Annotated in this window: 10 protein-coding genes and 1 pseudogene; 2 read left to right on the forward strand and 9 right to left on the reverse strand. The window is 46.4% G+C overall.

Annotated features, from left to right (window positions below):
* Positions 1–52: 52 nt before the first annotated feature.
* The 7 genes and pseudogenes from accD to PSE7367_RS06535 all read right to left on the reverse strand — a co-directional run.
* A pseudogene (gene accD, locus PSE7367_RS06505) lies at positions 53–901 on the reverse strand (acetyl-CoA carboxylase, carboxyltransferase subunit beta); the annotation flags it as partial.
* A 282-nt stretch (positions 902–1,183) separates the two neighbouring features.
* Complete coding sequence (locus PSE7367_RS06510) at positions 1,184–2,461, reverse strand: sensor histidine kinase (RefSeq protein WP_015164583.1); 1,278 nt, start codon at positions 2,459–2,461, stop codon at positions 1,184–1,186.
* Between the two features lie 196 nt (positions 2,462–2,657).
* A complete protein-coding gene (gene psbA, locus PSE7367_RS06515) occupies positions 2,658–3,740 on the reverse strand; it encodes a photosystem II q(b) protein (protein ID WP_015164584.1) in 1,083 nt (360 codons plus the stop codon).
* A 448-nt stretch (positions 3,741–4,188) separates the two neighbouring features.
* Positions 4,189–5,085, reverse strand: coding sequence for a UDP-N-acetylmuramate dehydrogenase (gene murB, locus PSE7367_RS06520; protein ID WP_015164585.1), 897 nt, complete (start codon positions 5,083–5,085; stop codon positions 4,189–4,191).
* On the reverse strand, positions 5,082–6,485 hold the full coding sequence (gene murC, locus PSE7367_RS06525; RefSeq protein WP_015164586.1) for a UDP-N-acetylmuramate--L-alanine ligase: 1,404 nt from the start codon (positions 6,483–6,485) through the stop codon (positions 5,082–5,084). Before murC ends, murB begins: the two co-directional genes overlap by 4 nt.
* Positions 6,486–7,000: 515 nt before the next feature.
* Positions 7,001–7,696, reverse strand: coding sequence for a Crp/Fnr family transcriptional regulator (locus PSE7367_RS06530; protein WP_015164587.1), 696 nt, complete (start codon positions 7,694–7,696; stop codon positions 7,001–7,003).
* A gap of 567 nt (positions 7,697–8,263) precedes the next feature.
* Complete coding sequence (locus PSE7367_RS06535) at positions 8,264–8,755, reverse strand: tellurite resistance TerB family protein (protein ID WP_015164588.1); 492 nt, start codon at positions 8,753–8,755, stop codon at positions 8,264–8,266.
* A gap of 395 nt (positions 8,756–9,150) precedes the next feature.
* Between PSE7367_RS06535 and PSE7367_RS06540 the strand changes: the two genes are divergently transcribed.
* Positions 9,151–9,324, forward strand: coding sequence for a Sec-independent protein translocase subunit TatA/TatB (locus tag PSE7367_RS06540; protein WP_015164589.1), 174 nt, complete (start codon positions 9,151–9,153; stop codon positions 9,322–9,324).
* 21 nt (positions 9,325–9,345) lie between these two features.
* Here PSE7367_RS06540 and PSE7367_RS21505 read toward each other — a convergent pair.
* Positions 9,346–10,067 (reverse strand): IS1 family transposase gene (locus PSE7367_RS21505; RefSeq protein WP_156800356.1). Its coding sequence is split into 2 segments (ribosomal slippage): positions 9,346–9,761 and positions 9,761–10,067, totalling 723 coding nucleotides; the frame shifts between segments, so codons are not numbered across the junction.
* A gap of 160 nt (positions 10,068–10,227) precedes the next feature.
* On the opposite strand from PSE7367_RS21505, the gene PSE7367_RS06555 reads away from it, so the two are divergent.
* Entirely contained in the window at positions 10,228–11,016 is a 789-nt protein-coding gene (locus tag PSE7367_RS06555; protein WP_015164590.1) for an ABC transporter permease, read from the forward strand.
* Between the two features lie 29 nt (positions 11,017–11,045).
* Here PSE7367_RS06555 and PSE7367_RS20265 read toward each other — a convergent pair whose 3' ends face one another.
* Positions 11,046–13,925 (reverse strand): O-antigen ligase family protein, encoded by a 2,880-nt coding sequence (locus PSE7367_RS20265; RefSeq protein ID WP_015164591.1) that lies wholly within the window; start codon positions 13,923–13,925, stop codon positions 11,046–11,048.
* Positions 13,926–14,581: the final 656 nt, after the last annotated feature.

Raw genomic sequence — 14,581 nt, forward strand, 5'->3', positions numbered from 1 at the left:
GCCGATCTTGGACTGCTAGGGCTTGATAAAACCGAGAACCAATGCCATCGACATGTAGACCAATGATCGTAGCCAGGGTTTGCTTAAGCTGAGTACGTGGCACCACTGCATCTACAAAACCATGCTCAAGCAAGTATTCAGCGGTCTGGAATTCATCGGGCAACTTCTGGCGGATTGTTTGTTCAATCACCCGCTTGCCCGTAAATCCAATCATGGCTTTTGGTTCTGCCAGGATCAAATCACCTAGCATTGCAAAGCTAGCGGTCACACCGCCGGTGGTCGGGTGAGTCAGGATCGGAATATATAGCAATCTGGCTTGCCGATGGCGATCGAGGGCAGCAGAGGTCTTAGCCATCTGCATCAAGCTCAATATTCCCTCTTGCATTCTGGCACCACCGGACGCACATACCAGAATTAAGGGTAAATGCCTGGCCGTGGCTGTTTCCACCAATCGAGTAATTTTTTCACCCACAGCAGAGCCCATGCTGGCTCCCATAAACCGAAAATCCATCACGCCCAGGGCAATTTCATAGCTAGCGAGTTTTCCAGTACCGGTGACGATCGCATCCACCAGGTCAGTTTTTTTACGATATTCCTTGAGCCGATCGCTGTAGGGCTTGCGATCGACAAAAGTAAGCGGATCGCAAGAATGAATACCAGCATCCAACTCTTGCCAAGTACCGGGCTCAATCAATTGTTCAATCCGATCTGGTGCAGTAACCCTGATGTGGTGATTGCACTGGGGACAAACCATTTGATTTGTGCGTAAATCCTTCACATAGGTCATGGCTGAGCAAGATTCACACTTGTACCACAACCCATCGGGGATATCTCGTTCCCGCGAATTTTGGCCAATGGGGGCTGACTTACGGCGATTGGCAAACCAATCAAATAATGACATGGGCTATTTCTAATCTAGCTTTATAAATTTTTAATTATATATACTTAACAACTTACCTCAATCAGCTCCGCTCGCAAATTCAAATTACTTATCTAAAGCCAAATTCGGACTATTAATAATAGAGATCATATTGTAGCTGAGTTTTCATTGCGGCGGTTTGTAGCTATGATTTGCCAATGATTTGCCAATGATTTACCAATGATTTGAGTGAGGCATAGCTCGATTGCAAAAAAATTAAGCAGAACTTGATCTGGTACAACCCTTTTAAGGCCCAGAGCAATATTATTGATTTGCGTTTGCAAAGGGCAGGAAAATTGTTAGGATTTCGCCATCATAGCCAGTAGCAGTTGGATGCAAGCGCACGGTTAACTTACCACCTAGAGACTGAAATAAAGCTTTGGTGATAGGCAAGCTGAGACTTAGAGTTCCTGTTTCTGGTTGTAGCATCAGCCATTGCCCCACGGATTTAAGCATTGGATATTCATCTTCACCAATGCTACCCAATCGGGATTGAAATTGCAGTTTGAGATGGTCTCCAGCCGTAGCCGCCGTGAGGGCGATCTTACTGCCAGAGGGCAAGCTACGCACCAGCCGATCGATAATTCCAGTTAGTAGCTGAGCCAGCAATTTGCTATTGCTACGAATTGGCGCGATCGATTCAGGAGTAATTATTTCCATACTGAGTTGCCGCCGTTCTGCCTGCATTTGCCAACGTTCTGTGTTTTGGCTCAGGATTTCCAGAATAGAGGTTGATTCCAGGGGGACAGGGGAGGTAGCCAGTTGGGCTGCTTCAAAAATCAGGCCAAAGCGATCGATTTGCTCGGTACATTCAACTACAATCCGCTCAATTCTGGGCTTGACTGCTTTGACAATATCTTTACGCCTTAGTAACGATTGAGCCAGAGTCCGAATTGTGGTTAGTGGCGTTTTGACCTCATGGGTCAGCGATTTAATAATATCGACTTCTTGAATTTCCGGCACCGGGAGTTCACGGCTGATGGGCTGACTCAGCATGATTGTATATAGCCTCGAAACCGTTGCATAAATGGGTTCTTGCAATTTAAATTGGGCAAATTGGCTTTCTAATTCCTGGCGTTGCTCTGGTTGCCGAAGGTGCGCCGTCAAATGGGCGATCGCTTGGCTGATGGGCTGAGGGTGGAGCGAAAAAAGACAACTGTGGTGGCTACCGGAATCGATCAGCAGCATATTAAAAGTTGAGGCGATCGCAATACAAAACCATTCATGATTAGCAGGATTGCCAGCATCGATCGTAATGGAGTGGATTTGATCAGTTGGGAATGATTTGGTATTCAGCAGTGAGGATTGTTTGGCAGTAAATACCCAGGTTTGAAAGCTAGCAGGAGGAGAGTAGGGGATCGCATTGGGATTATGGGTTAATACCAGACCCGCAAGGTTTTGTGGTTTACTTGGGCGATCGCAAGCTTCATAAAACAGGGATTGCAAAACAGTTAGCGATCGATACCAAAACTCCTTGGCATCAGTTTGATACATTTCCTCCACAAATTCGCTGTTTTGAACCAGCTCGTAAAGTGCTGACAATATAAACCTACCCTAGAGCTAAATCTGTATGTGGCAAAAGCTAAACACCCACCGCATCGCCATACTAGTTCAATAGTCGCAAAAAACATAGAGGGCTACCCAAACTAGGATAACCCTCCACATCTATTTGTTTGAATCAAACTTAGGTCTGATTTAAGCGATTAAGCTTTTTACTTAGAGACTAAATCTAACTTAACTAACCGTTGATGGCAGGAGCAGTAAGAGCAACAGGCTGCACATCAGCAGAAGCCAAATCAAGCGGGAAGTTGTGAGCATTGCGCTCGTGCATTACTTCCATACCCAAGTTAGCGCGGTTGATCACGTCTGCCCAAGATGGAACCACACGACCTTCACTGTCCACGATCGACTGGTTGAAGTTGAAGCCATTCAAGTTGAATGCCATCGTGCTTACGCCCAGAGCAGTGAACCAAATACCGGCCACTGGCCACAGTGCCAAAAAGAAGTGCAAGCTACGGCTGTTGTTGAAGCTGGCATATTGGAAGATCAAGCGACCAAAGTAACCATGGGCGGCCACAATGTTGTAGGTCTCTTCTTCCTGACCAAACTTGTAACCATAGTTGGCAGACTCGTTCTCGGTCGTCTCACGAATCAAGCTGCTGGTCACCAAGCTACCGTGCATTGCACTGAACAAGGCACCACCGAACACACCGGCTACACCCAACATGTGGAAAGGATGCATCAAAATGTTGTGCTCTGCTTGGAATACGATCATGAAGTTGAACGTGCCACTGATTCCCAATGGCATACCATCGGAGAAACTACCTTGACCCAACGGGTAAATCAAGAATACGGCGGTGGCGGCGGCGACTGGTGCACTGTAGGCTACAGCGATCCATGGACGCATACCCAAGCGGTAGCTCAATTCCCACTCACGACCCATGTAGCAGAAAATACCAATCAAAAAGTGGAAGGCTACGAGCTGGTATGGACCACCGTTGTAGAGCCACTCGTCTAGGCTGGTTGCTTCCCAAATGGGGTAAAAGTGCAGGCCAATGGCGTTCGAACTTGGCACAACTGCTGCGGAAATCATGTTGTTGCCATACAGAAGTGAACCGGATACTGGCTCACGGATGCCGTCAATGTCCACGGGGGGAGCGGCGATGAAGGCGATTACGAAGCAGATGGTTGCAGTCAGCAAACAAGGAATCATCAGTACGCCAAACCAACCAATATATAGGCGGTTGTTGGTGCTGGTTACCCAGTTGCAAAACTGATCCCACAGGCTAGCGCTCTCGCGGCTTTGTACTGCAGTAGTCATAATTGCGTATCTATAAAATGAACAATAAATGTAATAAATTCTGGCGAAGCGCCATTGAATATAACATTACGGCATCTATTGACTTTTGTAAAGCTTTGTAAGCCTGGTTTACGGTAAATGTACCTGTAGAAATACTAGATCTAGCGATCGCCCCCGTTTAGCTCTATCGAATTGATTACTTGATTACCTAAAGTAATTTTTGCCCCACCCTTATTGCTGCTAGCGTAATTCCCGATCGGCAAAGTTACGGGGATCGCTACAAGCTAAAATCTAAGAGATCAAAAAAAAGACAATAACCTACGTAAGTGCCTGCGTGTAAATCTATTGCCAAATCTATTTCCTAAACATAAATGCTAATGATTGCACACATCAAAACAGCTTACTGATTCATAATTCAGGAAAACAGTAATTAGTCGAACCAATAGCTTAGGGTTGATCTAGAAATAATTTAGAACTGCCCCAGCATCCTTACTTCCGGTTTGAGCAAAAGTGACCATTGATTATTAACCTGCTCTTGCACATGGCCAATCAGACGGAAAATATCCTTAGCCGAAGCACCACCACAATTGAGAATGAAGTTAGCGTGGAGATTAGCAACCTGAGCTTGACCAATCTGATAGCCCTTTAGTCCAGTTTGCTCAATTAGCCATCCTGCGGCCTTTGGCGAAGGATTACGGAATACGCTGCCACAACTGGGCAGATGATAGGGTTGGGTGAGTCGTCGATATTTGTAATATTCAGTGGTGGTCGCTCTAACTTGATTGCGATCAAACCCTGGTGTGAGCTGAAAAGTAGCTTTAGTTACAATCAAATTGCTATTTTGCAAACTGGAATGGCGATAACTAAATTCCAGCTCGTCCGGCTGCATAATTCGTTTTGCACCATCGATCGATACTACCTCGACATTAGCAAGGCAATCAGCGGCACAACTGCCCTGGGCTCCAGCATTCATCACGACTAAGCCGCCCACCGTGCCAGGAATACCCACTGCCCACTCCAGGCCAGACCATCCCCTAGCCGCAGCCTGCCAGGCGATCCGGGCGATCGGTTCCCCAGCGGCAGCAGTAATTTGGCCTTGCTCTCGGTCAAACTTCAAGCCTTGGAAATGCCGCAGACACATCACCAGTCCATCAATACCCTCATCGCTGATCAGCAAATTGCTACCTGCACCAAGCAGGGTCAGCGGTAAACCTCTTTCATCTCCCCAAGCCAGACTAGCCTGGAGATCGTCCACAGATCTCGGCGCGCAGAACCACTCAGCCGCCCCGCCCACCCGAAAGGAAGTCAGGTTTGCCAGGGGGATCGATGATTGAATGCAAGTTGTGGGTCTTGAGTCTGTAATCATTTAGAAAGAGCGGTTGGCTTACTACAGCAATCTGCCATTGATTGGATCGTGGGAGCAATAATTTGATTCAGATTACCAGCACCTAGAAAGATAGCTAGATCATTAGCTCTTAGTTTGGTAACGAGGAAATTCTGAACCGACTGGAGGCTGCCCTGGTAATGGACATTGGGGTGCATCGAAGCGATCGCCGCTGTCACCTTAGCCCCGTCAATATTGCCGTGATTCTTTTCGCCAGCAGCATAGATGTCTGTTACCACCACTAGATCGGCATCAGCAAAGGCAGCACTAAATTCAGTTAGAAAACTAAGGATGCGGCTATAGCGATGGGGTTGGAAGATCGCCACTACTCTGCCCTGGCTTTTTAACTTGGCTGAGGCTAGAGTTGCCCGAATTTCACTGGGATGATGGGCATAATCATCCACAAAAACTACACCAGATTGACTGCCTTTATATTCAAACCTGCGCCTGGCTCCTTCAAACCCACCGATCGATGTGGCGATCGTTTCCCAATCGATGCCAATGTTTCTAGCCACTGCGATCGCGGCCAGTGCGTTAGCAAGATTATGCTCACCAATAATACTTAGACGTAATCGACCCAGTAGCGTTCCTTGCTCAATAATGTTGGCTTCGGTCGCTGCCGCACCATACTGAATGTCAGTGGCAATGTAATCAGCGCCAGAAGCTGGCTCTATGCTGTAGGTCAAGTCCGCGTTAATCTGCTGCTGGGTGGTGGGGCAATCAATACAGGCAATTACAGTTTGACAGCGCTTTACAAAAGCTTGAAATGTTTCGATCACCTGATCAAGACTGGTGTAGTGGTCGGGGTGATCCAGTTCAATATTAGTAATAATGCCAATATGGGCATCGAATTTAGTTAATGAGCCATCTGACTCATCTGCTTCTGCGACTAAATAATGCCCTGCACCAAGCCGAGCATTACCTTGCCAATCGCTAACTTCGCCACCGACAACGATGGTTGGATCAACTCCAGCTTTGAGGAGTAAATAGGCAACGAGGCTACTGGTGGTAGTTTTGCCATGGGTGCCCGCAACCGCAATACTTTTAAACTCATGCATCAACGCGGCCAGAATATCAGAGCGATGCAGAACTGGCAGATCGGCTTCGATCGCCGTCTGATACTCAGGGTTTTGTTGATTGATTGCGGTTGAACAAACAATCTGCGGCTGTGCAGTAATGTCTAAATTAGTAGCACTATGCCCTTGATAAATCTTAGCTCCTAGTTTCTTAAGCCGGTCCGTATTTGCATTGCTATTGATGTCAGACCCGGATACAGAGTATCCCTGTTTGAGCAGGATATGCGCGATCGCAGACATCCCAATTCCCCCAACACCAATAAAGTGAAACGGCCTGCCGCTGAAATCAACGGTTGGATTCAGCATCTAAACTCCTTTCACACCACACCCATAACGAGCGATATCATACCAGTATTTCCTAAATAGTGCTATTCGTTATATACCCTAAGCGCGGTTTTGGCTAGTGGGCTGTGAAATTTCTTTCTCAAAGTAGTTTTTCTTAGTCAAGCTATACCTGGTAATGACATTATTTAATTTAAATGACATTATTTAATTTAATTGAAACTAATTTAATTAATGGGATAGAACTAAGGGATTAGATTAAGTTGGCCGGAATTTTAATGAAGCTTTTAATGGAGCTATGGTCGATCTGAAAGAATAGGTGAGAAATAGGACTAAATCAATTTTCAATTTAAATAAAAGGGTTACAGTCAATCCAAAGGATTTGCGCCAAAGGATTTAACCATCGTCTCATTGTCTGCCACAATTCGCGCGCTTACCCAGATTGAATAGTTAAGACAAATTAGCGATGGATTTGACTGGGCTGCAATTTACTAAAATCCTTTGAGATCCTTTAAAATCCTTCATTGCTGAGCCAGCATCTATGCCAAAAGATTTTCCAAGCCATTGGGATCGAGGATACATAGCACATCCCGATCGCCATCACGGGTAATTAAGCCCTTGCGCTCCAGTTTGCCTAGCACCCTGGTGACCGTCTCCCGAGCCAAGCCACTGAGGCTACTTAGCTCACGATGCGGCAGGTTGGGAATTTCCACCCCCGATGAAACCTTAGTCCCTTGACCTTCTGCCAAAAACAGCAACACATCGGCCACCCGCGAAGTGCTATCGGATTCGCGCAATCGCAACCGCCGATTGACCTGACGCAATCGTTTCGCCATTAACCTAGCCAAGTGAATCCCGGCGATCGGCTCGGTCTCAATCAACCTGACAAAGTCAGAAGCTGGCAGGCTACCAATCGTAGAGGGGGTAAGGGTAATTACGTCAGTCGATCGGGGCACTTGATCCAGCGGAGCCATCTCCCCAAACATTTCGCCTACGCCCAGAATGTTCAAGGTTACTTCTTTACCGTCTAGATTATAGGTGCGAATTTTTACCCAGCCGCTCAAAATAAAATAAACTGAGTTACCCCAATCATTCTCCAACAAAATCACCTGATGGGCAGGATGTTGGCGCGTCACCATTTTTGCAGTAGCTTTGGCCGCAGCTTCGCCAGGTAAACCGACAAAAAAGGGTGCTGATAATATTTTCTGTTGGGAATCTGGGCGATTTTGCTGCATATTCATCCAATTCAGCCTAGTTTGAAGCTTAATGCCAGCCAATCACAACCACTTTCTTGCCTTTAGGTTGCGATCGCCAGCGAGGGGATTAACCTAGCTTATCTAATCGTTGCTAATACTACTCTAAGCTTTATTACTTAAGTTTACTGCTCGAAACACCTAAACTGTGTAAAGAAACTGCTTCAGGTCAGTGATTATGCCAGGATCTACACAATTATTTTATAACTCTAGACGACTGTAACAGAAAACCAATAATCTTCATCTCTTTCAACAGGTTCGATGATTTGGGAATTAGGATTAAGGCCGATCGCCCTAATCATTAATTATTCGATAATTATTAGATCAACTAACTCTAAACTTACCCCTAGCCAAGGTCGCGGTTTAGTAGCAGCGGTAACAAGTCGTCTACATACAGTCGTCTACATACATAGGCTTGAACAACACCAGACCAGTCAATCAGTTATCTGCTCTTACCTAACCTGTTGCCGGTCAAATAATTGTGCCAATAATATGAGTCCTAAATGGTCGTGAAACTCAAGCCAGCAGCAGCAGCAACCGCCAATGCCATTACCTGGTAATTAACTGATGCAACTTGGCCGCCAGGGTTTGCACCAAACTACTACCTTCTTCATGATGTTCAAAATCAGGGATTACTTCTTCTTCCACATCAATTACATCATCGGGGGGCAGCTCCAACAATCGCTTTAATCTTTGATAGGCAGCGGCTTCATCCACATTCACCATTGGTTCACCCGGTTGGCGGCGACTGGCCTGGATTACTTGATAGCCAAGACTGAGTACCAATTTGCGATCGGCTTTGGTCTCTAGATTTGGGATTACTTCTTCAAGGGGAATATTTTGCCCCAAATATTCACGCATACTCTGCTTGAGCGATCGCTGGTCTTCTTCACCACTAGCAAACAATTGTGCTAGTTGATCTAAAATCAGTCTGATTTCATCCGGCTCTAGCTGACCATCAGCCCAAGCCATTGCCGTAGCGGCTCTGAGGATATCCATCTGGTGGGGCGTAATTGGTGGCGGGGAGGGTTGGTTAGGCATAGGTTTTCAAGGATGGTTTAAATTATGATGGCGCTGAGATTGTTTGCTAACAGCTAGGCTCAACTCAAAACGATCGATCGCAATTTAGCTTAGAATGATTGCCTGGACTGGTGGATTTAAGCTAACGTTTAATTGTGCTTAAAGCGATCGTAATTCAATTACATAGTTAAACTGATTGCTTGCAGCTCTCAAATGCATGAGATAGCCGGATGAGACAACAAGGTTAATCACCTAGTCATTCTAACCCCATATATACCAGGGACTCTTAAATTTAAAGTTATACGAATAAACTTAAATAAAAGTTGATAGTGTTGATAGTTAAGGATGTGGCCATGCAGCATTACCAAAGTTTAAAACCATTCAATATTCGATATTAAAAAAAGAGGAAGTTAGCGATGTTTGGTTTAGGATGGCCAGAGGCGATCGTAATTACAGTGGTAGCGCTGGCTCTATTTGGCGCAAAGCGATTGCCAGAGCTTGGTCGAGGCATGGGCGAGACAATTAAAGGGTTTCGGGATGAGATGAAGGGCGATCCAGCGGAACCAAACTCAGAAGAAAGTAATAGCTAAACTATTATTTATTGAGTAGTGCTATACAAGTAAGGATGAGTTGTAATGATGCACAAATAACCAGATAGCGCCAACATGGTTAGCTAACTTTTTCGAGAAAGAAAGAGATTTGCGAACCAGTCTTGAAGCTCTTTGCCTAAGAGTGCAATTAAATCGCTCAATTTTGTTTGTCAAGCCTGAACCTTTGTCCACTGGTTGATGACGCATACTCGGAACTACCTGAGCATAGGCACGCCAGAAATCAGTGTAACAAACCGCACATTGTCGATAAACGGGTGGTAAAGACTGCCATAATCCTTGAGCACCAACCTCATCTCTAGACCCGATATGCACTCCTACGATCTCCTTAGTATTAACATCTATAGCTAACCAAACCCAAACCTTGACTCGTTTCTTGCCTACAAAAGACCACAGCTCATCCATTTGAATGGTTAAGTGCCCTTTTTTTTAGCCTGTACCTGCACTTGTTGGGGCACTTGAGCATATTTGTGATTAACATATTGCTGTAGCCATCTTGGTGATACACCTACAACTCTGGCAATACCTGCGAGTGAAACCCTCTCTAGCAGAAGTTTGTCGATTTGAGCTTTAGTCTCATTAGCGATATATTTCTTCTTAGAATTGGCTACAAATTGTCTATTGCATTGTTTACATTTGAAGTTTTGTTTACCGTTGTGAATTTTGCCATTTTTGACAATTTTGAGTGAATTGCATCTTGGACAAGTTAGCTTAGATGTATCCATGAGAGAGAATTTTTGTATCTTCTATCCCATTATCCTTACTTCTGCATGACTACCGATTCATAATATACCCTTACCTTATGTCTCTTTGAGGTTGCCATTTGGATGTCCCACTCTGCCAATGGCTCAATAGCCTATAAATTCTCAGCTATCAGTTTTAAATATGCGACACATCATTAAAGTGGCTCAAACCCTGATGAACGTCTATTACGCCTATATGTTGGAATATCGAGCGGAGATTATTCTATGGGTATTTACGGGCACATTTCCAATTATCCTGATGGGGGTGTGGATTAAAGCCTCTGAGGGCGGGCAATTTGGGTTTACGGCGGTGGAATTTGCCCGCTACTTTATTGCTGTGTTTCTGGTGCGCCAGTTTAACATTGTCTGGGTGGTGTGGGAGTTTGAAAAGGAAGTGGTGAAAGGCACCCTGTCCAATCGCCTACTCCAGCCGATCGATCCGGTGTGGCATCATTTTGCCAGTCATGTCTCGGAGCGAATTACGCGGTTGCCAATTATTCTGGTTTTGATCGCCCTGTTCTTTGCACTTTACCCCCAGGCGTTTTGGGTTCCCAGTTGGTCTAACGTGTTATTGGCAATTTTGGTTTGCAGCATGTCCTTTTGCCTGCGCTTTTTAATGCAATATACCTCGGCGATGATGGCCTTTTGGACAGAGCGAGCCAGTGCGATCGAGCAATTGATGCTGATGCCCTACTTTTTCCTGTCGGGTTTGGTTGCGCCCCTAACCGTTTATCCCGATGCGGTGCGGGAAGTAATCATGTGGACTCCGTTTCCCTATATGATCTTTTTTCCGGCTTCGCTGCTGGTTGGTTTGCCCGTAAATATTGGTCGCGGCTTGCTCACAATTCTGGCCTGGGGGATCGCTTTCTTCTTGCTCAATCGCTACCTGTGGCGCTTAGGACTAAGAAAATACTCCGGCATGGGCGCTTAGATGCGGCTGATGTGACTGATGTGATGAGGTTATTGAGCTGAGGATTGAAAATTAAGGTTGATTAAAATCTGCGTAGCTCGGTCTAAAAAGTAGGGCTCAAAAAACACCGAGGCGATCGCATTGTCTTGCAGTGGCAGTAGGTCAGTGGGATCGGGGCCGTCTTCATGGCGAGCCAGAATGCCAAACCCAGGTCGGGCGGTGCGATATTCCCGTAATAGCGGAGTGCCAATTACTGGATCGGTGAGCCAGGCTAGAAAGCTGTTCGATCGATTCATCCGCTCCACGATCGCGGCGATTTGCACTTGCTCAAATTCACTCGGCAATCGCTTTTGGGCAGTAGCCCAGGCACGGGTAATCAATGCTCCTCTGGTGGCAGGATCGCTATCGGTAAACCAGGCCGCAATTAACATCTCGATCGCAGTTTGGGGATTTTCAATTGTGCTAGTTAAATTCTGGGGCTGATTGGCGATCGCATCCGCCAGCAAAGAAATTGGTTGATGCTCCAGTTCCCTGAGATCGGTGAGTAACTGTTGTCGATCGCGGTTGGCGGCAGTCCAAAAATGAATCAGGGTTTGCACTAGCTTAACTGTGCGATATTTGGCGGGGTGATCGGTTAATTTTGCCAGGGCTTCGTCATAGTGGCGATCGACTTCGCTTAATACCTGTGGAAAGAATGGGGCGGCTTGCAAGCCAGGATTAGTGATAAAAATGGGGTTATATAAACATTCCTGGGCGATCGCCGCGATGGCTTCCTCTGGTCTTTGTTGTTGCAACCAACTTAAACCCAGACCAAAATTGAGCGATCGGCGAATTGGTAATAACTCCAGGGCACGCTCAAATTTATCGGCAGGATTGGTGCGATCAATTTCACTTTGTGTGATCAACTGGAGCCAGCCCGCATTGGTATAGCCAAATTCTTGATTGGGGTCAGCTTCAATGCCGGATTTAAACCAACCATAAGCATTAGTTTGCATTTGTTGGGCAACATCAGGAGGAATGCCTAAACCTGCTGCTCGGATGCCAAGATCCCCCAAATTCCAACCTAGTTGATAGGCATAGTAGGGCTCCCAGGGGGCAAGATTATGGGCTCGCTCCAGGCTTTTGGCAAACCGATCGAGGTTCTCAAGTCCAGCGGTGGGGTCTTGTTCTTCTTCAAGATAATATCTGGCATTGTCTAAAAATATAAATCCTACGCTGGAGGACTGCCAGGCCATATGTACAGGTGTTAGCCAAACTAACCCCGCTAACAAAAATACGGTGGCGGCAGGGGCGACAAGGTTCCTGGGGCGATCGCCTAATTGGGGCAATAATCTGGGCCGTAATATTTGCTCTGATGAAGGTTGAGGTGATTGATCTGGTGTAGGAGTGATAGTTGATACTTCGATCGGATCTGCTAGATCTTCATTTACAGTCGATTCATTTTGCTCGTCTTGATCATTGGGTTCGTTTGATTGATCTGGCTCTAGATTTTCGCTCGACCCATTAGCTGGGAGTTCGCCATAACCATAAACCTGTCCCAGGTGGGCAATGCAAGCCAGAATGAGAATCAAGCTGCCACTGATCGCAAAAATATCCAGTTGATAGTCAGTGATGGCGATCGTGCCATAGCCCAGCAAACTGCCATAGAGGCAATAGGTAAAAACTTGCGCTTGGCGATCGGCCTGCCACTTGGGTTGGCGATGTAGCCTAATTAATAGAGCAAGTAGGAGAATGATCGCCAGAAAACTAGTCACAATGCCCCATAGCCCTAGTTCTGCCCAGATTTGCACCGGGGTGCTGTGTAGTTGGGCGATCATCTCGGCCATTCTTGCTGCCCAGACCGGGCGAAACTTTTGATAGAGCATTGGCGTAGCGCCTGCCCCCGCCCCCACCAGCCAATGATGCAAGCCGATCTGCCAGCCTGTGTAGGTGGTGATCGCCCTGAAGCCAGGGTTATCAATGCCGCTGCCGGATAGCCAGTTGCCCAGCGAGGCGATCGAAAAAGAGAGTGAATAGCGCAGACGCTGGTTAAATACAAAGGTGAGGGCGATCGCGGTAATAAAGCCCAAGCCACCTAAACCCAACCACAAGCGCTTAATCTGGCTCCGCCACAATAACAACAGCAAAGCTGCACTACCCACCACCGTGAGCGCCAGAATGCCGCCCCGTGAACTGGTGGTGTAAAGGTCAACTAGACCTAAAACAACTCCAGCAGCCCAAACCTTGCGCCAGATTCCTTTCTGGGCGATCGCCAAGCCAACTAGAATCGGCATTGACAGCAACAAAAAACCAGCCACATAGTTTTGATGTCCTAGGGGCGCAGCATTCCGGTTGGCCAGATCAAAAAAGTCGAACGATGCCTTAACACCCGCTTGCCGCAGTTGTTGAATTTCGCCCAGCTTGGGAAATAACACCGTAACTAGCCAGTTTGCCAGACTCTCTACGATGAAAACCAAACTGAGGATGCCTTGAAACGTGAGCAGGTTAATTAGTTTGGGGCTATATTTTGCCCTGAGCTTGGGGGCAGCAATAGTAATTGTTTCCGACCATCTTTCCTTAACACTCTTGGTTTGATCGCTGGTGATCACATCCTGGCTGAGGTAGTTATTTACTGCATAGATCGCCGCCAAGCAACCAAAGGCGATCAAACTTTGCCAGAGGGCTTGCGATCGAAAGGGCGCAAAGATAACCCCCAGACAGAGATTGATAAACAACAGAGTAATCGGCCAATCCAGGTGATGCCCCAGCCAATAGAACGGTGATTGCTTGCGCCATAGTCCCAACAGCGCCGCGATCGCCATACAGAGCAATCCCACCTGAGCGATCATTACCCAGGGCCAGCGATATGCTTCGGTGCTGGCATTTGGCAACAGGGTAAAGACAAAGTAAATCAGAGCCCCTAGCAGCCCCAGCAGTTTTCCTGATCCCATAATTGCTCTATTTGTGTCCAGTAATTGCCAGCCCAGTTAGTCTGCCACATTTTAGATCAATAGACATGGCTGACTTCCTCATCTTTCCCTGACTTGAGGGTACTTAGCGCAATCGATCGCCTGGGGTTTATTTCAGCCATTAGGCAAGATCGATATCACCTCATAATTGCTCAGTAATTGCTCAGTAATTGCTCAGTAATTGCTCAGTAATTGCTCAGTAATTGCTCAGTAATTGCTCAGTAATTGCTCAGTAATTGCAACCAAGCATCGCAAAAAGCCTCAGTCAAAAAGAGTCAAAAAGAATAGTTCATAAACTCAGCTCAACCCGATATACTAGGTATATATTTGGGACTAAATTCAATAAATGCTAATCGATTTATGGAACTAGATGGCTCCCGATCGCCAATGGGAATATGCGATCGCTATGTAATCGCCGTTTAGTTTTAACTAGAATTTAATCCTCAAAATTAAGCATATCCTGATTATCTTTACAGCTAAATCCCGATCTTTGATCCAGGTTCAATCAAGCTCAAGTCAGGTATCTCATGCCGAGGTATCTGGAGCTGAATCCTTGTCAAGCGATCGCTGCGATTGGTGCTAAACATAATTGTCAGGTGACCTTACTGGGAGAAGGGTTTATTAATGGGTGGCTTGCG

The organism is Pseudanabaena sp. PCC 7367 (genome assembly GCF_000317065.1).
Lineage (GTDB): Bacteria > Cyanobacteriota > Cyanobacteriia > Pseudanabaenales > Pseudanabaenaceae > Thalassoporum > Thalassoporum mexicanum.